The following is a 22,976-nucleotide window of genomic DNA, read 5'->3' as shown; positions in this document are numbered from 1 at the left end:
TAATAAAATGTATAGGAGAGTGTGTAAGGATGAACAGAGCAGAGCAGGCAAAACAATTGCAGGAAAATTGGAAATCAGAGAGATGGAAAGGAATCGAAAGAGGATATACAGCAGAAGATGTTGTTCGTCTTCGTGGTTCTATTCAAATTGAACATACGTTAGCCAGACTCGGCTCAGAACGTTTATGGGAACTCATTAACCATGAGCATCATGTGAAAGCACTAGGGGCATTAACTGGTAATCAGGCAGTACAACAAGTGAAAGCGGGATTAAAAGCTATATATCTAAGCGGTTGGCAGGTCGCTGCAGATGCAAATCTCGCTGGTCAAATGTATCCTGATCAAAGTTTATACCCCGCTAATAGTGTACCGCATGTGGTAAAACGAATCAACCAAGCGCTGCAACGTGCGGACCAAATTCATCATAATGAAGAACTAGATGATTTGTATTGGTTTGCACCAATCGTAGCGGATGCTGAAGCAGGCTTTGGAGGTCCATTGAATGTTTTCGAACTGATGAAAGGGATGATTGAATCTGGAGCTGCAGGCGTACACTTTGAAGATCAACTAGCTTCGGAGAAAAAATGCGGGCATATGGGCGGTAAAGTGCTCATTCCAACACAAGCAGCGGTGAGAAACTTAATTTCGGCTCGTTTTGCTGCGGATGTAATGGGCGTACCAACAGTCATCATAGCAAGAACGGATGCAAATGCTGCACAACTGATCACAAGTGATATCGATGATCGTGATCAAGCGTTCTTAACGGGAGAAAGGACACCAGAAGGATTCTTCCGATTAAAAGGCGGGTTAGATACTGCGATTGCCAGGGGATTAGCATATGCACCTTATGCGGATTTAATTTGGTGTGAGACATCTGAGCCTAACTTAGAAGAAGCTCAACGTTTTGCAGATGCTATTCATGAGAGATTCCCAGGTAAATTGTTGGCATACAACTGCTCCCCATCATTTAATTGGAAAAAAAAGCTCAATGACGAAGACATAGCAGAATTTCAAGAAAAATTAGGGGAAATGGGTTATAAATTTCAGTTCGTAACATTGGCTGGATTCCATGCACTGAATTACAGTATGTTCGAACTAGCAAGAAAATATAAAGATAGAGGGATGGCAGCATATTCTGAACTACAACAAGCAGAATTTAGTACAGAACAAAATGGATATACTGCAACTCGCCATCAACGAGAAGTAGGAACAGGATACTTTGATGAAGTAACACAAGTAATATCTGGCGGGAAGTCATCTACTACCGCTTTAACAGGATCAACAGAAGAGGAACAGTTTACAAAAGTATAAAAAATAAAGCGTATTCATAAATGAATATATAGAGCACGAAACCAGATAGAGGCGAGGAAAAAATCCATCTTCGCCTCATCAAATATTTTTATAGCATTTTAAATATTTATAATAAATTGACGATTCAGTTATTTACGTATCATAATAATATTATATGTTCGAGATAATTGGGGGCAATTCATTAGAACATGGTTAAATCAATGGTTAGGAAGGAGATGAAAAGATGACAGTCCAGCAATTGGAGGATGTTCTTGGTCACGAGAATGTGCATTTTAACTTGCCTGTAGCAAGACTAATGGAAATAGCTGTGCAGCAGAAAGAAGGGGAGTTAACGAATGTAGGAGCCATCAACGCATTAACTGGTAAATATACGGGACGTTCTCCAAAAGATAAATTTATCGTGGATGAACCTTCCGTAGACGGTTTAATTGACTGGGGAAAAGTAAATCAGCCTATGTCGCAGCATCATTTTGACACACTGTATTCGGATTTGCTATCTCATTTGACAGCAAAACAAAGTTTCGTATTTGATGGATTCGCTGGAGCAGATGAACAGTATAGATTACCACTCAGAGTCATCACCGAATATGCATGGCACAATTTATTTGCTGCTCAATTGTTTATTAAGCCATCTGAGGAAGAATTGAAACACCACACTCCACAATTTAAAGTCATCTATGTTCCTACCTTTAAAGCAAACCCACAAAAACATGGTACTCGTTCAGAAACATTCATCACTATTCATTTCGAAAAAAATATCGTTCTTATTGGTGGAACCGAATATGCAGGAGAAATGAAAAAATCTATTTTTACTGTCATGAATTATTTGTTGCCTAGAAAAAACGTTTTATCTATGCACTGTTCTGCCAACGTAGGGAAAGATGGTGACACCGCTTTATTTTTTGGCTTAAGTGGGACAGGAAAAACGACGCTATCTGCTGATCCTGAGCGCCGTTTAATTGGTGATGATGAGCACGGATGGTGTGAAGATGGTATTTTTAATATCGAAGGTGGATGCTATGCTAAATGTATTCACCTGTCCGAAGAAGGAGAACCTCAAATCTGGAGGGCAATCGGTTTTGGAACCGTTTTAGAAAATGTGGAAGTACACCCATCCACCAGAACAGCAAACTATGATTCAAGCTTATATACGGAAAACACTCGTGCGGCATACCCAATAGAAGCGATACCGGGCGCAGTTATCCCTAGTGTTGGAAAAAGCCCGGATACGATTATTTTTTTAACAGCGGATTCAACAGGGGTGTTACCACCAGTATCTAGATTAACGAAAGAACAAGCCATGTATCATTTCCTATCTGGTTACACGAGTAAGATGGCAGGAACAGAGCGAGGAGTAACCGAACCAGAAGCTGAGTTTTCCACTTGTTTTGGAGCACCATTTTTGCCTATGCATCCTATTGTTTATGCAGAAATGCTAGGTCAAAAAATTAATGATCACGATGTAAAAGTGTATTTAATTAATACAGGGTGGACAGGTGGCGCTGTGGGCACGGGACATCGTATGAAGTTAAAATACACGAGAGCCATGGTAACAGCTGCATTATCTGGAGAACTTGAACATGCATCCTTTGTAACAGATCCTATCTTTGGCTTACAAATTCCAACTACATGTCCAGGAGCACCGAAAGAAGTATTGTTACCAAGGGAAACGTGGGAAAATAAAGAGGCTTATGATAAACAAGCGATTCAACTGGCAAAGCAGTTTATAAATAATTTTAATCATAAATTTCCGGATGCCAAAAACATTGCAGAAGCAGGACCTAGATTGAAGACGATGGCATAACATCAAACTTACTATTGTATAAGATTGTAAAAGAAGTCTGTCATATTTCGAAATAAGAATATGGAGGCTTCTTTTTTATGGCACCACAACTATGGTTAAACATATTTATATTGAAAAATATATAGACTATCAACCTATTTTTAGTTGAAACATATAGAAAATATTGATATTATTAACATGTAATATATTAGAAATTTAAATACAAATAATTTAAATGTTAACATCCATAGATAATGAGATGTAGTCAATAATTATGACAAACATATGCTATGATACAAATGTTTTATTATCTTGTAGTAAAGACCTTTATATATATTTACTTCAGTACATCATAGGGAGGAGGAGGTTTTTCTAGATCAGTAATTTAGTAGATTTACGTGTTGTTAGTAAAGCTTTAACGAAATAAAAAAGTTGTGATTAAAAAATATAGGAATGAGGGACAGTAATGAAAAAAACGATGGTTATGCTATTATCGTTAACTTTAATATTTTCGATGTCTAGTACTGTGTTTGCAGAGGACAAAGCAATAGAGGCAACGTCAATGGAACAATCACAAGTTAGAAGTGGTACAGTAGAAGTGAGTATGGCTGATTTAGCTTCATTTTCAGGAAGTAAAGAGTACAGTGCAGGAACCATAAATGGATTTTTCAGAGGAACAGATAAAATATGTCAAGCAGATCCGAAAATCGTAAATGTAACTAGTCTTGGAATTCCAGACAATGCTAAAGTGTCTGCGATTAAAGTGACAGCATCACGTACTGGAGTCGTGAATTACACTTACAATTATAGGTTGCAAGTGGCAAATGAGTTAGATGGGATCTATCCTAAATATTCAAGTGTAGAAATGCCTTCTTCCTCTAGACAGTATGGAACGATAAATACATTTAACGGCGCACCTGTGATCGATACTTGGTTTGTTTCTTTTACTTGTGAAAGAATTTTTACAAATCAATTCACAGGCGCAACAGTCAAGGATTTTAAATTACTCATTGAATACACATATTAAATCTGACACATCTTAAGCATATGAAATAACAAAGATGAAATCATCTTAACGCTGAGTATAAAATACTTAGCGTTATTTTTTTTAGAAAAATGTTGACAGGCAAAATGACCATTGTTAATATGGCAATAATATATTTTGGACTATCTAATGAATAAACAACAAAAAGGGGGCTTATGTTGTGTGGGAGGCAAAGTTTCAAAAGGAAGGACTTTCGTTTGATGATGTACTATTAGTACCTAGAGAGTCTAATGTTTATGGGAAACAAATTGATGTTTCTACCCAATTACACAATAAATTAAAATTAAATATACCATTTATAAGTTCAGCTATGGACACTGTAACGGAATCAAAGCTGGCTATTTCCATTGCAAGAGAAGGTGGACTTGGTATTATACATAAAAACATGTCCATTGAGCAGCAAGCGGAAGAAGTGGATCGAGTAAAGCGCTCTGAAAGTGGAGTTATTACAAACCCCTTCTCCTTAAATCCAGAACATACGGTAACGGATGCAGAACATTTAATGAGTAAATACCGCATCTCAGGTGTCCCTATCGTTGATGAAGCGAAGAAATTAGTCGGTATATTAACGAATCGTGATCTTCGTTTTATTCATGATTACAACATTCTTATTCGAGATGTGATGACGACCGAACACCTAGTAACAGCTCCAACTGGAACTACGTTGGAAGAAGCAGAGGTCATTTTACAAAAGCATAAAATTGAAAAATTACCGATAGTAGATGAAGAAATGCACCTTAAAGGTCTCATTACTATTAAAGATATTGAAAAAGCGATTCAATTTCCTAGTGCTGCAAAAGATGAACAGGGAAGATTGTTAGTAGGCGCGGCAGTGGGTATAGGTAAAGATACATTTGAAAGAACCGCTGCGCTATTGGAAGCAGGAGCAGATGTTATTACGATCGACTCTTCTCATGGACATCATATTAACGTTGTTAATCTGGTTCGTGAAATGCGTGCTCAATATCCGGAGCTACCTATTATCGCTGGAAACGTTGCAACAGCGGAGGGAACGATTGATTTGATCGAAGCAGGAGCGTCCATCATTAAAGTGGGAATTGGGCCAGGTTCCATTTGTACGACGCGAATGATTGCAGGAGTAGGTGTACCTCAAATTACTGCTATTTACGATTGTGCAACAGCAGCAAGGAAATATAACATCCCTGTCATTGCAGACGGTGGTATTAAATTATCTGGGGACATCACAAAGTCAATAGCAGCAGGAGCAAGTGCTGTCATGATTGGCAGCATGTTCGCAGGAACAGAAGAGAGTCCAGGGGAGTCGGAGATTTTCCAAGGCAGAAGATTTAAAGTATATCGAGGCATGGGATCATTAGGCGCCATGAAAAAAGGAAGTAAAGATAGATACTTCCAACAGGATGAATCGAAACTCGTTCCAGAAGGTATAGAAGGAAGAGTTGCGTATAAAGGACCTTTATCCGATGTCATATTCCAACTCATTGGTGGATTACGTTCTGGCATGGGATTATGCGGTGCGGCAAATATTCATGTGCTGAAAGAAGAAACGAAATTTGTGAAAATAACGGGAGCAGGATTGAAAGAAAGTCATCCGCACGATGTACAAATTACGAAAGAATCACCAAACTATTCCCTATAAAATAAAATGTAAGCTAGAGAGCAGAGAAACGGAATTGTTTCCCTGCTTTTTTTGTACCTATCAATATGTTAAAATAATGTGGATCATAACTGTTTCGCAACTGTTTTACCAACAAAATGAGAAGTATACTTTGCACCATGAAAAACACACATAATTGAATTAATGGGAAGTGAGAGAGAATGAATAAAATTTTTAATAAAACAAAATGGAAAAAAATAACCGCGACTGTATTAATATTTCAACTATTACATATGTTTTTGCTATCTTCTTTTTTTCAAACTCATCATGTACAAGCTCAAACCGACATTACAGTCGTTAGCGATGAATTAAAATCAGCTGTCTTGATGGATGCCATGACAGGACAAATACTATATGCTAAAAATGCAGATGCAGCATTACCACCAGCAAGTATGAGTAAGATGATGACGGAATACCTTCTATTAGAAAGTGTTGCTAACGGTCAGTTAGCATGGGAACAAACGATTACCATTAGTAAATATGCTAGTGATATGATAGGTTCTGGACAGCAGCTTGCAGAAGGTAGACAATATACGGTCAAAGATGTATACAGACAGTTGGCTATATACTCCGGCAATGATGCATCCATCGCTTTGGCGGAAGCTATTGCTGGCACGGAAGAACAGTTTGTGAATATGATGAATAGCAAAGCAAAGGAATTGGGATTATCAGATCAAACTTATTTTGCTAACTCTACTGGTTTGAATAACAGTGAATTAAGAGAGTATAGTGCATTGGCGCCAAACGTCCCCAATGTTCCTGGTGAGACATTATTAACCGCGAATGATGCAGCATTATTGGCTAGAAACTTAATTGTAGATTTTCCTGAAGTGTTAGAAACAACCAGTATTACAGAGGCGAATGTCGTAGAAAGTGATCCTACTTCATTAAAAATGGTCAATTGGAATTGGATGTTGGAAGGTTGGAAAGAGTACAACAACAACTTCACAGAATTTGCATATGAAGGTTTAGATGGCTTGAAGACAGGTCATACAGATGAGGCAGGATACTGCTTTACAGGGACAGCAGAACGAGATGGCATGCGCCTCATTAGTGTAGTAATGGGTGCTGGATCAGAACCAGAAAGATTTAGAGAAACGAAAAAGTTACTCGATTACGGGTTTAATAATTTTGAAAAGAAAACGATAGTGAAAGCAAAGTCTACGTTAGAACAATTGACAGAAGTGGAAATTAAAAAAGGCGTAGAAACAAAAGTCCCAGTAGTAACTGAGACGAGCATTACGTTGTTGGTAGGGAAGCAGTTTGATGAAGCAACGGATGTTACCATTGAAGCAGTGGCATTACCTGAAGATATTGTAGCTCCTATCGAAACGGGACAAAAAGTAGGTACCGTAACCGTAAAGTATACTTCACCAAGTGGTGAAATTGTAGAGACAGTAAACCTTATTGCTGAAGAAGAAGTAGAAAAAGCGGGATGGTTTAGACTCTTTTTGAGAGCAATTAAAAACTTCTTTGTCGATATTTTTGAAGGAGTAAAAAATTTATTTTAATTCCATTCTAAATATGAAAGAAATGTCCTTCAAATCAGGGCAGTAAAACAAGCGTATTCAGCAGTAATAGTTGTTTAAATATAGTGTTTATTGTAAAATGAGATGTTAGTATATCATGACGGGAGGTCTTTCGATTGGAAACAGGAACAACGGTAGTAAAAAGAGGTATGGCAGAAATGCAAAAAGGTGGCGTCATCATGGATGTGATGAACGCAGAACAAGCGAAAATTGCTGAGGCTGCAGGGGCTTGCGCAGTGATGGCTTTGGAAAGAATTCCATCCGAAATTCGCGCATCTGGTGGTGTAGCAAGGACAGCAGATCCGACTATTATCGAGGAAGTAGTGAAATCTGTTTCAGTTCCAGTCATGGCGAAAGCACGTATTGGACATTTTGTAGAAGCGAAAATGTTGGAATCACTAGGTGTAGACTACATTGATGAAAGTGAAGTGCTTACACCAGCTGATGAAGTGTATCATATAGATAAAACACAATTTACCGTTCCATTTGTATGTGGAGCGAAAGATATCGGAGAAGCATTGCGTCGTATTGGAGAAGGTGCAGCGATGATGCGTACGAAAGGAGAACCAGGTACGGGTAACATCGTAGAAGCGGTTCGTCATATGCGTATCATTAATTCTCAAATCAGACATATTCAAAACATGCATAAAGATGAGTTAATGACTTATGCTAAAAACCTTGGAGCACCTTACGATTTGGTGCTTAACATTCATGAAAATGGGAAGCTTCCAGTCGTGAATTTTGCAGCGGGAGGCGTTGCTACACCTGCTGATGCAGCATTAATGATGTATTTAGGCGCTGACGGTGTATTTGTAGGATCAGGCATATTCAAGTCTGACAATCCTGAGAAGTTTGCAAAAGCAATCGTAGAAGCGACAACACATTACGATGATTATAAATTAATTGCTGATGTATCTAGAAATTTAGGTGCACCGATGAAAGGGATAGAAATATCCGACTTAAATGCAGCTGAGCGAATGCAAGATCGCGGAATCTAATTTGTAGCTTGGAGAAAGAGGTCACGATGAAAGTAATTGGTGTTTTAGCTTTACAAGGAGCAGTAGCGGAGCATATTCGTATGATTGAACTCGCTGGGGCTAAAGGAGTCGCAGTAAAGCGGGTAGAGCAGTTAGCTGATTTAGATGGCATGATTATTCCAGGTGGAGAAAGTACCACGATTGGAAAACTGATGAAAACGTATGGTTTTATCGATGCATTAAAGCAGTTTTCTGAACAAAAAAAGCCAATTTTTGGTACGTGTGCAGGTCTTATTATATTAGCTAAGCATATAGGCGAGGAACAAGCACACTTGCAATTGATGGATATCGAAGTGAAACGAAATGCATTTGGCAGACAGCGTGAAAGCTTCGAAACCGATCTTGATATCAAAGGGTTGGATGAACCGTTTAGAGCAGTGTTTATACGCGCCCCTTTAATTGAAAATGTGGGTGAAAATGTAGACATCTTATGCCGATATAAAGATCAAATTGTAGCTGCTAGACAAGATCATTTGCTTGTGGCTTCTTTCCATCCAGAGCTCACCAATAACATGGCAGTGCATCAATATTTTATTGATATGATGATGTAATGAAATCCATGCATTATCTTTATAGAGCCTATAAAGCACCTTTTTAAGGTGCTTGTTAATTTTTTGTTGTTTGTATAAGGAGGTTTTCCTTTTATGTTGGACATAAAAAAGCTTAGAAGTGATATGGAAAATATAAAAAAAATGTTGGAGCATCGCGGCGGCTCTCTTGCAGAGGTTACACAGTTTACGGAACAAGATGAAAAGAGAAGAGCATTATTGCAGGAGACAGAGCAATTAAAAAATAAAAGAAACATTGTTTCACAGCAAGTGGCACAAAAAAAGAAAAAGAAAGAAGATGCAGAAGCGCTGATTGTTGAAATGAGAGAAGTTTCTTCACAAATCAAACAATTAGATGAGCAAATACGAACGGTAGAAGAAAACCTACAGCAGGTTATGCTCTCCATTCCTAACATCACGCATGATTCTGTCCCTATTGGAACATCAGAAGAAGACAATGTATTGCATCGCACATGGGGGGATACAACCACATTTTCTTTTGAACCTAAACCTCACTGGGAACTAGGAACGAATCTGGGTATTCTCGATTTTGAAGCTGCAGCAAAAGTGACGGGATCACGATTTGTTTTTTATAGAGGACTTGGTGCAAGGTTGGAACGGGCGCTTATACAATTCATGATGGATGTACATAGCGAGCAACATGGGTATGAGGAGATTCTACCTCCGCTCATGGTTCATCGCAATAGTATGGTTGGTACGGGTCAGTTACCGAAGTTTGAAGAGGATGCATTTAAAATACAAGATACAGAGTATTTTATGGTTCCAACTGCGGAAGTTCCAGTCACCAATTATTACCGTGATGAGATTTTAAGTATGGAGAACTTGCCGCAAAAATTTGTAGCTTATAGTGCATGCTTCCGCTCTGAAGCAGGTTCCGCAGGCAGAGATACGAGAGGAATTATTAGACAGCATCAATTTAATAAAGTAGAACTCGTTCATTATGCACTACCAGAAGCATCTTATGAAACGTTAGAACAACTTCTGAGTCACTGTGAAAAAATACTACAGTTGTTGAAACTTCCATATCGCGTGATGAACTTATGTACAGGAGATACTGGCTTCTCAGCGGCTAAAACGTACGACATTGAAGTTTGGATGCCAAACAGTGCAGTGTATAGAGAAATATCTTCTTGTAGCAACTTTGAGTCTTTTCAAGCGCGTAGGGCGAACATTCGCTTTAGAAGAGACAATCAGAGCAAACCAGAATTTCTGCATACACTAAATGGATCTGGTTTAGCTATTGGAAGAACAGTAGCAGCCATCATGGAGAACTATCAGCAAGAGGATGGATCTATTGTCATTCCGGATGTTTTACAACCTTATATGCAAAATGTAAAAAAAATAATAAAATAGTACTTGATTATTTAGGTCAATATATGATATTATACTCCTTGTCACTACAAAGTGTGACAAGGTCTTGGAGAGGTGGTCGAGCGGTTTAAGGCACTGGTCTTGAAAACCAGCGAAGGGGTGACTCTTCCGTGGGTTCGAATCCCACCCTCTCCGCCATATAACATTAAATACATAAAACCGTAAGGTTTACGATAATAAAAATCCTGTTGCTTATCACAACAGGATTTTTTGTGCCCTCCATATTCAAGTTCTTATATGTTTATTCTCCTCACTCACCAGCTATAAAGCTATACATACGTAGATAGTACCTGTTAACGGTTTAACGCCTGCTACTTGCTATAATGAGTTCCTCCTGAGGTGTCCATATTCTATGTTGATGTTGTTATGATGGTTCCCTTTTCTTATTGTATAAAACTACACAGGTTGAACGATAAAAATGGATATGTGTGAAACGGTATAAAAAGAGGACGGAAGCGAAAAATTAAAGGATGGAGGTGTCATCTCTATGCAAGAGCAAGTTCATCATATGGATTCACTAGAACAATCGTGGCAGCATACACTCCCTGGCTTGTTAAATGTCAGTGATGGATGCAGTGTGGTGCAAGATGCTTCTAATCCTAATGCGCTTCGTATTCACATTGATGCAGCGGGAAGAAATCAACATTCGTTTGACTTCAAGTGTACGTATGTTGATGAAAGAGAAGTTAAAGTGGAGCTCGTTGATGTCGAGCAAGCTAATGTAACAGTAGATGAGCGTTCCGAAACGATGCAACATATGATAAAGGATTACGTTCGGCACATACACGAATGTGCACAGGCTCTACAACACGACATATAAGGCTCAATGGAGGTTATGATGGATACAGAAAAGATGATTATGCCAGATAATCCACATGAAGTAACAAACCGCAGCCACGGAGAGCAACAACACGGACAAGCACCGTTGTCAGGGTCAAAAAAGACGAAAAAAGCAAACCACTCCAGAAGTAAACAGCATAGTGAAGGTTCCTAGTAATACAAAAACAGCGAAAGCAAGTGAATTGCTTTCGCTGTTTTATATCATTTAGTACTGATTCATTACAAATTTATGATGGTGAATTTAATGAATTATGATTCTGCATTTATTTCTTCAACTGGATCCTCAATGAGGTATCCATCTCCACTTCCATCTGATTCAGACTCTGTTTCTTCCTCGTTTTTATCTTCCTCTGTTGTTTGATCATTATTTTCGCTCTGCTGTTGGTCTAATTCATTTTCTTCATCTTGAGCAGATGACGGTTGGTCATTTTCATTATTAGTATTCTGCTCTTCATTTGAAGTTGTTTCATCCCCGGTTTGCTCATTATTTTCATCAGAACCTTCTTGTTCAGATTCCGCTTCATTTATATCTTCGTCATTCGTATTATCTTCTACATTGTCGTTGGAAGAAGTATCTTCCTCGATGTAACCATCATTAGATTCATCATTTTCTTGTGATTCCGCATCTTGTTCTGTATTATCTTCTTGGCTGTTATCTTGTTCCGACTCCTTTTCTTCCTCATTGCTCACTTCCTCTTCCTGTTTCTCTTCTACTACCGCAGGAGGCGTGTAAGCTGGGAACGAAGCACTCGGGTTATCTGTTACATCTGGAATAGATGCTAACTGATCGATACTGTAATCTGGTTCCAAAGCATGGAACGATAAACGTAATTTTGAGAGTTCATCATCAGAAATAACGACTTGACCATTCGCATATTGTTCAGGAAACGGAATAGATACAATAGAATTGCTGTTGAACGTATTGTAATGCGTCGTGATTAGACTATACATATCGTTCATATTCATATCTGTTTTAATATTATCACTAACAATATCTAATAAACTTGTTACTTTTGTTGCGCTTCCCCACGACAACAATTCATCTGCTAATGCATCCACGATTTCTTGCTGTCTTAGTCCTCGCTCGAAATCAGAGGAATAGTACCTTGAACCTCTATCGTCTTTTCTGTGACGGGCATAGCCTAATGCATCTTTTCCATCTAATACTTGCAAACCTGCTGCAATATCAATATCCGTGCCGTCACTTTTGTTGCGATAAATAAGGGAACGCTGTACGTCTATCTCAACACCACCAACTTCATCGATGAGATCAATGACAGTTTGGAAATTGACCATCACCGTATGTGAAATTTCAATATCTAATAAATCTTCTATACCTTCTCTAAGAGAAGCCATGCCTGTACTTACATAAATTTCATCATATTCGCTACCGCCTAAATTTACAGTAGAACCTGTAAGGAAGGAGTCATCCTGTCTTCCTTTTTGTTGAGCGTAAGAAAATCCTTGATAAAAGAAAGAATTAATTTTTGAATAATAATTATCGTTGTTCGCTAAGTATAGATCCCGTGGGATGGAAACGAGCTTTATCGTTTCTTCTTTTGGTATAGCGTGAATGACCATAATGGAATCTGTATTAAACATGACCAAATCTTCTCTATAATCCATACCAAAAACTAAAGCGTAAAAGTCTTCATCATTTTTTATCTCTGGTACTTCTTCTTGACTGATTACTTCCCCTTCAGCATTTGTTTTCGGTACTTTTGTTTCTTCTATTTTGGAAAGTACCTGATATACAAAAAATGAGGTCATCGAAAAAAGTAGTACAACCGTAATGAGTGCCACGCGTTTTATATTAATTTTATTTTTTTTGTTTATTTTTTTATTTTGATTTTTTCTTCTTGTTACAAGGGATTTGTTGTTTTCTTGTTCACTATGAATAATAAATCACTCCTACATCAAATTACATTATAAAATATATACGAGATTGACGGACAAAAGTTGCTTCAACTTATTTAGAAAGGCAACTTTATTGTTCTATTTTCGTATACATAGATGAATGCAGTTTTATAAAGTTAAAAAATTAAAAAAATGTAATGAATTTATTGATTTTTTACTTGCAAAAAGTATTCATTATACTATAATGAATAAATGTTTGAAATTTGAAATGAATGAAAAATGGGGGAAGTAAAATGAAACGATTATGGATGAGCTTTGTCAGTGTGTTATTAGTATTCTCTTTAGTACTGACAGCTTGTGGGAACAGCAATAGTGCTGAAAACAATGCAAGTGAGAGCGCGAAAGACATTTTAAAGACTGAAATGGAAAAACAAGCAGATATGAAAAGTGGAAAAATATCTGGCGACTTTGACCTGAAGCTAGGAGAAGAAGTGATCACGGCAATGATGGAGGAAGCTGCTAGTAATCCTCAGGCGATGATGATTTTAAACCAAATGTTAGATGCCGATGTTAGTTATCGAAGTACATTTGATTACGAGGCAAACCAAATGGAGTTTATTCTTGATGTAGCATTAGGTGGATCAGAAGAAGGTGCGGAAAGTACAATGGAGTTTTCCTTACCAATTATGATGAATGATGAAGCAATGTGGATTGGCGTTCCAGATATCGATATTATTGCTATGTTTGCACCGCAATTGTACGGAAAATACATTAAAATGAGTTATGAAGAACTTGCTGCAATGGACGACGCTTATATGTATGAGGTAAGTCCTTTTGAATTACTGAATGAGAACAGAGAACTACAGACAAAGGCAGGCATAGATATCATCAATGCTGTAATGGGTCCGCTTGATGAAGCAACATTTTTTACACAGTTAAAAGCAGACGATATGGAGCTTCCAGATGGATTTAAAGCAGATCAAATTGTACAATTTTCACTGAGTGATGATAATTTAGAGCCGTTTGTAAAAGCAATGGTACAAATGGTGCCTGATGTATTAGACGTTTATAGTAATCCAGAATATGAGTCATTGTTCGGATTTACAGAAGATGATCTAGAAGAAATGAAAAGTCAATTTGAAAGTGAAGATATCACAGAAGAAGACATCATGACAGCGTTGGAAGAGATGAAAGAAGCAATTCAAATTGAAAAATTCTATCTTACACAAGCTTTTAGCGAAGATTTAGGGCAATACGTTTCTATGGAAGCTGATATCATTGCGATTGACAATGGAGAGCAATACCCATTTGCAATGAACATGACAAGCTTGTTAAGTGAAGTAAATGAAAAAGTGGAATATGAAATTGGAATCCCTTCAGAAGAAGATTCTATCTCCATTATGGAGCTAATGGGGCTATAACAACAATTTTAACATTTGGATTAAATAAAAGATGAAGGTAATACTAATATTAACATTAATTACCATTCCATTAAGTAATGAGAAGATGCTGCCGCATAGTGATATGTGAGTAGCATCTTTTTTTGTAGTATGTTGTACAACCTACTGTATTCATACCAACCTACCCCACTATAGTGAATAATATCCATAGGTAACGGGAAAACCATACATAAGTTTTGTGTGACTGTACTGCACAGCATGTTTTCCATACATAAGGGTAAAAGGTGGTTTATCTCACCAATGGATAAAATAAAGTGGTATCAGATTTTAATTATGTTTTCTATATCGATTAGCACGATCAATCAAATTCAGGTTGTTCCTGTTATGATGTCTCGCGCAGACAGAGACACATGGGTTGCTATTCTATTCACCGTCCCTCCCTTTCTATTATGGATTGTCGTGCTTTACTTTTTAATAAAAAAAGCGAGCAAACAACATATTTATGATTGGTTAACGGAACGTACTTCTTCCATCTTTGCTACATGTATTATCAGCATTGGTTGTCTCGTCATTCTTGTTTCTGCCTATTCCACGTTAAAAGATGTCATTACGTGGACATCTAACACGTATTTAATGCAGCGGCCTTCGGTTGTTCTCGTCGTCATTTTTATCATGCTCAGCTATTATCTAGTTCAATCTGGGTTACAAACCATAGTGATAACAGCTGGGGTATTGTTGCCAATCCATTTCTTTTTGGCACTAACCGTATATATGTGGGGTTTTTCATACGATAATTTTTATCGTGTTTTTCCTGTATTTGAACATGGGATACAGTCCGTTGCCTATGGCATGATGTATGCTGCAGCCGGCTTTTTAAGTATATTTTTCATTTTATTTTTGCAACATAGAATTAGCGAGCCGATCAAATTGCGTTGGTTAATGCTATTAGGTGCTTATCTTGTTATTGATCTACTTATCCCTAACTTGATGGGCAATGCAGAATTTGGACCGAAGGAAACGTCGAGGCAACGGTATCCTATATATGAACAATGGCGGTTAATTGAAGTAGGGAGATATATCGAACATCTTGATTTTTTAGTTATATTTGAATGGTTATCTGGGACTTTAATTCATTTTTCTATACAAATTTTTATTGTGCAAGAGATGATTTCTAGGATGTTTAACGTCGTCAATCGAAAAGCATTATTAAGGCTTATTTGTCTTTTGCTAGCGCTGAGTTATTACATTCCACTCAATGATGTTCGATTTTTTTATCTGATGGAAAATTACTTTTTTAGTTCGGTGCTCATTATTTACGTATTGTTGACTGTCGTATTTATCCTAATTCCTAAAAAGAAGAAACAGAAGAGCCAATGAAGGGGGTTTAAACATGACGGAATGCGAACGGTATATGAGGGACTGGTTTGAAAAATCGAATGATGTTTATTTTTCAACAATGTACTTAGCGGAGAAAGAACAATCTAAAGTCATTCTCCTTTATTGCGAAGGTTTAGTGAACATGAATAAAGTGGAAAAACAAATTATCCCCGCGCTGAAAACACTGTATTCCAACACGCAATTTTTAGCCGACTGGGAAGAGCAATTGCTTCAGCTTCCTTTAATAGGAGTAGAAAAAATAGAAAAACTTAAAAAGCAGGAAGTAGAAGAACAAGTTTACAGTGGCGATTTATTTGTCATCATGGATACCGTACAACAAGTGTATCGATTCCAAGTGTCTAACCCTCCTCATCGCAACCCAGAGGAATCTAGCACAGAATCATCGATTAGAGGCCCGAAAGATGGATTTATTGAAGAATTAATCATGAATCGAGCACTAATTCGTAAAAGACTAAAGTCCAATGAACTAAGGTACGAACAGTTTAACTTAGGCAAAGAAACAAAGACCAAAGTCGGCATGCTTTACATTGAAGGAACTGCTTCAGAGGATGTCGTAAATAAAGTAAGAGAAGCATTACATGCATGTGACATCGAAGCGTTGTATAGCAGTGAACAACTAGGAAAGATAATAACCAACAAAAAGAATACAATGATCCCGATGTTTGGTAGTACGAATAGACCAGACTTTGTTGCTGAGAGTTTACTAAATGGAAAAGTATCGCTCTTAATTGATGGATTGCCGACAGCATTAATTGTACCTATTAATTTATTCTTTTTATTTAAATCAGCCGAAGATGCTCACGTTGGTCCTTATGTTGTATTGGAACGAAGTTTGCGGTTATTTGCATTTTCCATCGCTGTTTTTTTACCAGGGTTTTGGATTTCGCTCGTGACGTTTCATCAAGATCAACTTCCATTTCCTATGTTAGCAACGATAGCGATTTCTAGAGAAGGGGTTCCGCTATCTGCTCCGCTAGAGTTGTTTATCATGATTATGTTATTTGAATTATTTCGTGAAGCAGGGATGAGATTACCTTCTACACTAGGACCAACATTAGGTGTAGTTGGCGGTATTATTATCGGAGATGCGGCAATCAGTGCAGGGGTTACTTCACCTATGATGCTGGTCATTGCTGGTACTACGGCGGTAGCAACATACTCCCTTATTACGCATACGTTAAGCGGGAGCGTGAGTATTATGCGTTTGTATGTATTTTTCTTCTCTAGTATACTCGGACTGTTTGGTTTTTTTATTTCTTTTTTATCCATCATTATTTATTTAGCTTCATTACGATCTATTAGTGTTCCTTTCTTATCTCCCATTTCACCCTTGCACCATAAAAATATTCCTTATACGTTGTTTAGGTTGGAATGGAACAAATCCAGTACGATGCCATCTAAATCAAGAAAGAAGAAGGAGTGAAAGGTGTTAATGAAATCAATTTGGATGAAAATCATCGTTTTTCTTTTCTTCTCCTTGACGTTAAGTGGTTGTTGGCAAGCTAGAGAAGCGGAAATTATGGATTACGTGAGTGCTGTTGGTATTGACTACAAAGATGGGCAATTTGAAGTGTATACACAAATGCTTAGTTTTACTGTGCTGTCCAAGCAAGAAGGAGGAGGAAGTAGGCAGGGGACCGTCCCAATTTCTATTGCCAAAGGCACAGGGAAAACAGTGAACAATGCCATAAACAATTTGTATAGTGGTGCACCAAAACAAATTTTTTGGGGTCACACCACCGCTATGATTTTAAGCGAAGGTGTCATGAAGGAAGGTCTAAAAGAAATGATCGATCTTTTAAACCGACACCAACAAATCCGCTATTCCATATGGGTTTACGGAACAGATCAAACCATTTCTGACTTGTTTTTTATTACTCCAACGTTTGAGCAATCTCCCCTCTATTCCATATTACATAACCCAATAGAGCCTTACGTACAGCGAGCTTACATTAAGCCCATTAAATTGCATGAACTCATTGCTCAATTGGATGAGCCGGGGATGATTGGTGTCGTACCATACTTGAATGCTTATAATAAAGAGTGGCTAGAGAATGAGAAGGCAAAAGAGACGTTGTTTATTGACGGGGTTTATGCTGTCAATCGCGATAAATTGTTTGGGAAATTATTAAACAAAGACTTATCAGGTCTTCCATGGATGGGAAGAAAAAGCTTCACTTCTTCTCAGTTGCAAGTGTATGAAGGTGAAAATCCCGCAGCCAATGTATCGATTAAACATGTAAAATACAATATTAAGCCTATTATTCAAGGGGACGATGTAAAGTTTAATGTAGATATCGTGTTAAAAGGAGAAGTATCATCATTACTAAAACATTTATCGTTGAAAAAATTACAGACCCTAGCAGAAGAACGTGTGGAAAAACAAGTGTTTGCCACATACCATTCTGGTATAGATATGGATGTTGACATATATCAACTCATGCATACGATGTACAAGAAGGATCCCAAATTATTTCATCAACTTGTATCGGAAGATAAGTTGACCCTAAACAGTGATTCGCTCCAATCGGTGGATGTAAGTGTAGACATTACATTTTCAGGTAAGTACAAGTACTTTGAAGAGCAGCCATAATATTGCCATCTATGCATAAATAGCTTAAGATAATACAGGTTCATGAAACCAAATTGGTGAAAGTAAGGAACAAACATGTTGTTCTAATTGATGATCCTGTTTTGATGAAGGAATAGATGCAGCTTAGTCGTAGGAGTATAGGAGGTATGATAGGATTGGATAGTTCTTTATGGATACTGTTAGCTATTGCTTTGTTAGGATACTTAAGTAAAAACTTGGCGGTAACTATCGCTTTATTATTACTCGCCATTATAAAATTAACCCCATTAGATCGTTATTTTCCACTATTGGAAAAGCACGGTGTTACCATCGGTATCATCATTTTAACGATGGGGGTGATGACCCCATTAGCCAGAGGTAAAATTAGCTTTGACTTAATTTTAAAAAGTTTTACCCAATGGCAATCGTTGCTGGCCATCGTCATTGGTATTTTTGTGTCTTATTTAGGTGCAAGAGGAGTCGGCTTGATGTCCGGCAATCCGCTCATCGTGACAGGGCTGTTAGTAGGGACATTAATTGGCGTAGGTTTGTTCAAGGGCGTACCTGTTGGTCCATTAATTGCAGCAGGAATGTTAGCATTAATACTAGGGAAGTAAACGTTACGTTGACGTATCCTATATGAGGGGATAGATAGAAAGCATGGTGAGAGGCAACATGAAATATGTATTTCTCGTTTTTTTTGGTGCTTGTTGTTATGGCATATTATCTGTACTTGTGAAATCAGCCTATGAGGAACAATATACGGTGCAGCAAGTGGTAGGGAGTCAGATGATATTTGGTATGGTGGTGTTGTGGGTGGTTACTTTTCTCGTTGCTGCAATAAGAAAGCAAAAGCAAGGGGAGAGAGGGATTCATCAGCAGCAAACAATAGCAAAGCGTCAAAGCGTCGTGACCTTAAAGCAAAAAGGAATATTGATGGCGGTTGGGACGACGATTGGTTTGACTAGCATGCTTTATTATGCTGCATTGCAGTACGTTCCTGCATCATTGGCAATTGTATTATTATTTCAGTTTACGTGGATTGGTGTTTTGCTTGAAGCAGTGACTACGCGTACCATACCTTCGAAAGGTAAAATGATATCTCTTTTTATCCTTTGGTTAGGAACATGGTTTGCGGCGGGAATGTTGGAGGAAAGCTTTACGATATCTTGGATTGGTCTTGGACTAGGGTTACTTTCGGCTGTGTCCTATGCTTTGTTCATTTACTGGAGCGGGACAGCAGTAACGGAAGCAGATTCGCTGGTGAGATCAACATGGATGGTGACAGGTGGTACGGTATTAGTCGTTATCGTATTCCCACCTCTATTTCTTATCGATGGTTCCTTGTGGAGTTCGTTAGTGATATGGGGCTCTTCCTTAGCTATATTAGGTATTGTTATACCGACACTTTTTTTCGCAATCGGTGTACCTAAGATTGGTACGGGACTGAGTACCATTCTTGGAGCTGTTGAATTGCCTATGGCTGTTTTGCTCTCTGCGTGGGTATTGCAAGAAGACGTTGGAGTAGTGAAATGGGCAGGCGTCATCGTCATCTTGATTGGCATTGTTGTTCCACAAATGATGGAGATGGATAGGGGAACAAAGAGAAGCATGCCCTAAAGGTGAGGATAACAAGGGGAGTATGCACTCCACCTTTTATCCTTTGTACATATCTTTATCTGGTGAATATCCTGTTTCATTTTCTTTGTAACCTTTGTCGTTCGTTTTGACGTTCTGTTTATGTCGATCTGCTCTTTTTTGCTGTAATTGCTGCTGATAATGGGCATTTACTGTCGGTGCTTCTAATTGATCTACGACATTTTGTAGATTCTTATTCCCACTGCTCATATGACGATCAGACATTGCTCATTCTCTCCTTTTATTCATTATTATGCCTTTCCTTGCTGATCATACATAAACTGTTCATGAAGTAGAATGTGTCTTCTCTAGACTTTGAATGTTACCGCCATATTATACATGGGAGACCTTGTTACGTTTTTTTACTTCTTAGTTCACGGAAGAAAGAGGTCAGCATATCACTACAGTCTGGTTGCAATACGTTTTGTATCACCGTGGTCTGGTGGTTAAATCGTTCATCACGCAATAAATTCATTAATGTTCCACAGCATCCCCCTTTTGGATCCGTAGTGCCAAATACAAGGGTTTTGATACGTGACTGTATGATAGCACCAGCACACATGGGACATGGTTCCAGTGTCACATACAACGTGCAATCCGTTAGCCGCCAAGCTTGCAGATGACGACTTGCTTGTTTAATCGCAATCATTTCGGCATGTGCGGTTGGATCGTGTGAACACTCTCTCAAGTTGTGGCCACGTGCGATGATCTCGTTCTCTTTCACGATGATTGCACCGATGGGAACTTCACCGATTTCCTCTGCTTTTTTCGCTTCAGCTAATGCTGCTTTCATCCAATATTCATGTGTATGTTCTTCATTCATTATGTTTTTTACTCCTCATTTCATAAGTTCCGGTATCTACAACGTTCCATGATCCTAAGTGTAGTCAAAAAAATGTTTTCATGCAATGTATAGGTAAACGCACACCTTTGCATTTACCTTCATACTATAAGCAAGTGATATTGATGAGTTGAGGTGATCCAAATGAGTACCATCTCTAAAAAAGTATCGATATTGGGAAGTGCAAAAGCATCAAAAGAACAAATGATAACCTATCTACATGCTATTAATGACAAAGCGCCTGATTACAGTGAGTTTTATTTGTCGTTAGGTGAGAAGTATGGCGTTCGCGGTGATGTGGCCTTTTGTCAAGCGATTAAAGAAACGAATGCATGGAGAAATGATGAGGAAGGCAACGTTGTATTCAACAATTTTGCAGGTTTAGGAAGCATGCGCAAAAGCACGGAATATGCGATGTTCAAAAGTCCTCAGCAAGGGATAGAAGCGCAAATACAACATCTATATGGTTATGCAACATCCAAGCCGCTACCAGAAGGAACTGCTGTTCTTGATCCCAGATTCGACATGCTCATTCAATCGGACTTAGGAGGTTCTGCGCCTTACTGGATGGATTTAGATGGGAAGATGAAATCGCCAGGAGTTCCATATAGCGATGAGATTATTAGAATGTGGAGAGTGATTTTATCTATTCCAACGGAAGAAGAATGGAAAGTGGAGGCGATGGATTGGTTGAGAGAGAAAAAATTAATTCATGATAAAATGGCCGAAGATACTTACGTTACATGGGCAGAGTTAGGAGCTGTGCTTTCAAAGATGGATATTGTTCGTTGAGCAATTGATGAAACTACTGTATAATAATATAGTTAAGCATGATGGGTAATCTCTATCACATAGTGGAAAGACCATACTGAATGTTTTTCATTCGTGCTATAATGAAACAATGAGTAATGAATAGATGTCTTATGGTATAAGGGAAATAAAAAAACGAAATAAAGTACTGAGTTCAACCAATATGTAATGCAGTATCCCATTGGCATTATGTATTGGTTAAATATATGAAATCACATGTAATAGGAGTGGGCATAGATGGCATTAAAAGCAGGGATTGTTGGGCTTCCCAACGTCGGTAAATCCACATTATTTAACGCAATTACACAAGCAGGGGCAGAATCAGCAAATTATCCTTTCTGTACGATTGATCCTAACGTTGGAGTAGTAGAAGTACCAGACCAGCGCTTAACTAAAATCTCAGAAATCGTGAATCCGGAAAAAATTATTCCAACAGCATTTGAATTTGTGGACATCGCAGGATTAGTAAAAGGTGCAAGCAAAGGGGAAGGATTGGGGAATAAGTTCTTATCCCACATTCGTGAGGTGGATGCCATCGTTCACGTTGTTCGTTGTTTTCAAGATGAGAATATTACGCATGTATCTGGTGGAGTAAAACCATTAGATGACATGGACACGATCAACTTGGAGCTTATTTTGGCTGACATGGAGACGATCGATAAACGTTATGACAAATCGAAAAAAACGATGAAGTCAGGCGATAAGAAGCTGGCAGCAGAAGTCGCTTGCTTGGAAAAAATCAAACAAGCATTGGATGATAATTTACCTGCAAGAAGCGTGGAGTTAAGTGAAGAAGAGCAGTTCATTATTCGGGACCTGCATTTGCTTACGATGAAACCTGTATTATATGTTTCCAACGTGAGTGAAGATGAGGTTGCTTCGAAAGAACACAATGAACTAGTAGAACAAGTAAGACAAGCAGCAGCAGAGCAAAATGCTCAGCTTGTGGTCGTTAGTGCCAAGGTGGAATCGGAAATTGCTGAGCTTGAAGGAGAAGACAAGCAGCTATTTTTAGAGGAACTTGGTCTGGAGGAATCTGGTTTAGATCGTCTGATTAGAGCGGCATATCATTTATTAGGATTGTATACGTACTTCACTGCGGGTGAAAAAGAAGTTCGTGCATGGACGATCAAACAAGGAATGAAAGCACCGCAAGCAGCGGGTGTCATTCATACCGATTTTGAAAAAGGCTTCATTCGAGCAGAAGTTTGCGGTTACGATCATCTCATTGATGCAGGTTCTATGAGTACGGTAAAAGAAAGAGGCTTGCTACGTTTAGAAGGAAAAGAATATGTTGTACAAGATGGCGACATTATGCATTTCCGCTTCAACGTATAACA

General features: G+C 38.2%; 21 protein-coding genes and 1 tRNA gene. 19 read left to right on the top strand and 3 right to left on the bottom strand.

What is annotated here, in order from left to right:
• Nucleotides 1–29: 29 nt before the first annotated feature.
• The 11 genes from aceA to D1Z92_RS13780 all read left to right on the top strand — a co-directional run bounded on the left by aceA (nucleotide 30) and on the right by D1Z92_RS13780 (nucleotide 11,274).
• A complete protein-coding gene (gene aceA, locus D1Z92_RS13830) occupies nucleotides 30–1,310 on the top strand; it encodes an isocitrate lyase (protein WP_128896261.1) in 1,281 nt (426 codons plus the stop codon).
• A 223-nt stretch (nucleotides 1,311–1,533) separates the two neighbouring features.
• Nucleotides 1,534–3,114 carry a phosphoenolpyruvate carboxykinase (ATP) gene (gene pckA, locus D1Z92_RS13825; protein ID WP_128896260.1) on the top strand — a complete coding sequence of 527 codons (1,581 nt, stop codon included), beginning with the start codon at nucleotides 1,534–1,536 and terminating at the stop codon, nucleotides 3,112–3,114.
• A 445-nt stretch (nucleotides 3,115–3,559) separates the two neighbouring features.
• Nucleotides 3,560–4,120 carry a hypothetical protein gene (locus D1Z92_RS13820; protein WP_128896259.1) on the top strand — a complete coding sequence of 187 codons (561 nt, stop codon included), beginning with the start codon at nucleotides 3,560–3,562 and terminating at the stop codon, nucleotides 4,118–4,120.
• A gap of 178 nt (nucleotides 4,121–4,298) precedes the next feature.
• Nucleotides 4,299–5,756: an IMP dehydrogenase gene (gene guaB, locus D1Z92_RS13815; protein ID WP_128896258.1), complete on the top strand. Its 1,458-nt coding sequence runs from the start codon at nucleotides 4,299–4,301 to the stop codon at nucleotides 5,754–5,756.
• A gap of 179 nt (nucleotides 5,757–5,935) precedes the next feature.
• Nucleotides 5,936–7,285 carry a D-alanyl-D-alanine carboxypeptidase family protein gene (locus D1Z92_RS13810; RefSeq protein WP_128896257.1) on the top strand — a complete coding sequence of 450 codons (1,350 nt, stop codon included), beginning with the start codon at nucleotides 5,936–5,938 and terminating at the stop codon, nucleotides 7,283–7,285.
• 134 nt (nucleotides 7,286–7,419) lie between these two features.
• On the top strand, nucleotides 7,420–8,301 hold the full coding sequence (gene pdxS / locus D1Z92_RS13805; RefSeq protein ID WP_128896256.1) for a pyridoxal 5'-phosphate synthase lyase subunit PdxS: 882 nt from the start codon (nucleotides 7,420–7,422) through the stop codon (nucleotides 8,299–8,301).
• Nucleotides 8,302–8,327: 26 nt separating this feature from the next.
• Complete coding sequence (gene pdxT / locus D1Z92_RS13800) at nucleotides 8,328–8,891, top strand: pyridoxal 5'-phosphate synthase glutaminase subunit PdxT (protein WP_128896255.1); 564 nt, start codon at nucleotides 8,328–8,330, stop codon at nucleotides 8,889–8,891.
• Between the two features lie 93 nt (nucleotides 8,892–8,984).
• Nucleotides 8,985–10,262 carry a serine--tRNA ligase gene (gene serS / locus D1Z92_RS13795; protein ID WP_128896254.1) on the top strand — a complete coding sequence of 426 codons (1,278 nt, stop codon included), beginning with the start codon at nucleotides 8,985–8,987 and terminating at the stop codon, nucleotides 10,260–10,262.
• Between the two features lie 66 nt (nucleotides 10,263–10,328).
• Nucleotides 10,329–10,418 (top strand) — tRNA-Ser (locus D1Z92_RS13790).
• Nucleotides 10,419–10,767: 349 nt separating this feature from the next.
• Nucleotides 10,768–11,100 (top strand): hypothetical protein, encoded by a 333-nt coding sequence (locus D1Z92_RS13785; protein ID WP_128896253.1) that lies wholly within the window; start codon nucleotides 10,768–10,770, stop codon nucleotides 11,098–11,100.
• Between the two features lie 18 nt (nucleotides 11,101–11,118).
• Nucleotides 11,119–11,274 (top strand): small acid-soluble spore protein P, encoded by a 156-nt coding sequence (locus D1Z92_RS13780; protein ID WP_240666743.1) that lies wholly within the window; start codon nucleotides 11,119–11,121, stop codon nucleotides 11,272–11,274.
• Between the two features lie 95 nt (nucleotides 11,275–11,369).
• Here the strand turns inward: D1Z92_RS13780 and D1Z92_RS13775 are convergent, their stop codons facing one another.
• On the bottom strand, nucleotides 11,370–12,890 hold the full coding sequence (locus D1Z92_RS13775; RefSeq protein ID WP_128896252.1) for an LCP family protein: 1,521 nt from the start codon (nucleotides 12,888–12,890) through the stop codon (nucleotides 11,370–11,372).
• Between the two features lie 380 nt (nucleotides 12,891–13,270).
• Here D1Z92_RS13775 and D1Z92_RS13770 point away from each other — a divergent pair, with 380 nt between their 5' ends.
• The 6 genes from D1Z92_RS13770 (at nucleotide 13,271) to D1Z92_RS13745 (ending at nucleotide 19,967) form a co-directional block, all read left to right on the top strand.
• Nucleotides 13,271–14,398 (top strand): hypothetical protein, encoded by a 1,128-nt coding sequence (locus D1Z92_RS13770; RefSeq protein ID WP_128896251.1) that lies wholly within the window; start codon nucleotides 13,271–13,273, stop codon nucleotides 14,396–14,398.
• A gap of 279 nt (nucleotides 14,399–14,677) precedes the next feature.
• Nucleotides 14,678–15,754: an endospore germination permease gene (locus tag D1Z92_RS13765; protein ID WP_164931627.1), complete on the top strand. Its 1,077-nt coding sequence runs from the start codon at nucleotides 14,678–14,680 to the stop codon at nucleotides 15,752–15,754.
• Nucleotides 15,755–15,767: 13 nt separating this feature from the next.
• Nucleotides 15,768–17,198 (top strand): spore germination protein, encoded by a 1,431-nt coding sequence (locus tag D1Z92_RS13760; RefSeq protein ID WP_128896249.1) that lies wholly within the window; start codon nucleotides 15,768–15,770, stop codon nucleotides 17,196–17,198.
• A gap of 9 nt (nucleotides 17,199–17,207) precedes the next feature.
• On the top strand, nucleotides 17,208–18,368 hold the full coding sequence (locus tag D1Z92_RS13755) for a Ger(x)C family spore germination protein (RefSeq protein ID WP_128896248.1): 1,161 nt from the start codon (nucleotides 17,208–17,210) through the stop codon (nucleotides 18,366–18,368).
• A 155-nt stretch (nucleotides 18,369–18,523) separates the two neighbouring features.
• Nucleotides 18,524–18,964 (top strand): DUF441 domain-containing protein, encoded by a 441-nt coding sequence (locus D1Z92_RS13750; RefSeq protein ID WP_206099761.1) that lies wholly within the window; start codon nucleotides 18,524–18,526, stop codon nucleotides 18,962–18,964.
• A 58-nt stretch (nucleotides 18,965–19,022) separates the two neighbouring features.
• Entirely contained in the window at nucleotides 19,023–19,967 is a 945-nt protein-coding gene (locus tag D1Z92_RS13745) for an EamA family transporter (protein WP_128896246.1), read from the top strand.
• 36 nt (nucleotides 19,968–20,003) lie between these two features.
• On the opposite strand, the gene D1Z92_RS13740 is transcribed toward D1Z92_RS13745, so the two are convergent.
• Both D1Z92_RS13740 and tadA read right to left on the bottom strand, forming a co-directional pair.
• Nucleotides 20,004–20,210, bottom strand: a complete 207-nt coding sequence (locus D1Z92_RS13740; protein ID WP_240666741.1) for a hypothetical protein — start codon at nucleotides 20,208–20,210, stop codon at nucleotides 20,004–20,006.
• A gap of 127 nt (nucleotides 20,211–20,337) precedes the next feature.
• Complete coding sequence (tadA, locus tag D1Z92_RS13735) at nucleotides 20,338–20,808, bottom strand: tRNA adenosine(34) deaminase TadA (protein ID WP_128896245.1); 471 nt, start codon at nucleotides 20,806–20,808, stop codon at nucleotides 20,338–20,340.
• A gap of 162 nt (nucleotides 20,809–20,970) precedes the next feature.
• Here tadA and D1Z92_RS13730 point away from each other — a divergent pair, with 162 nt between their 5' ends.
• The gene (locus tag D1Z92_RS13730; protein ID WP_128896244.1) at nucleotides 20,971–21,618 is read left to right on the top strand and encodes a glucosaminidase domain-containing protein; all 648 of its coding nucleotides are present in this window, start codon (nucleotides 20,971–20,973) and stop codon (nucleotides 21,616–21,618) included.
• Between the two features lie 255 nt (nucleotides 21,619–21,873).
• Nucleotides 21,874–22,974, top strand: coding sequence for a redox-regulated ATPase YchF (gene ychF / locus D1Z92_RS13725; protein WP_128896243.1), 1,101 nt, complete (start codon nucleotides 21,874–21,876; stop codon nucleotides 22,972–22,974).
• Nucleotides 22,975–22,976: the final 2 nt, after the last annotated feature.

It is taken from the genome of Longirhabdus pacifica (assembly GCF_004115085.1).
Classification (GTDB): domain Bacteria; phylum Bacillota; class Bacilli; order Paenibacillales; family DSM-105158; genus Longirhabdus; species Longirhabdus pacifica.
The sequence above is the reverse complement of the archived record's forward strand: the minus strand, read 5'-3'. Positions and strand labels throughout refer to the sequence as shown.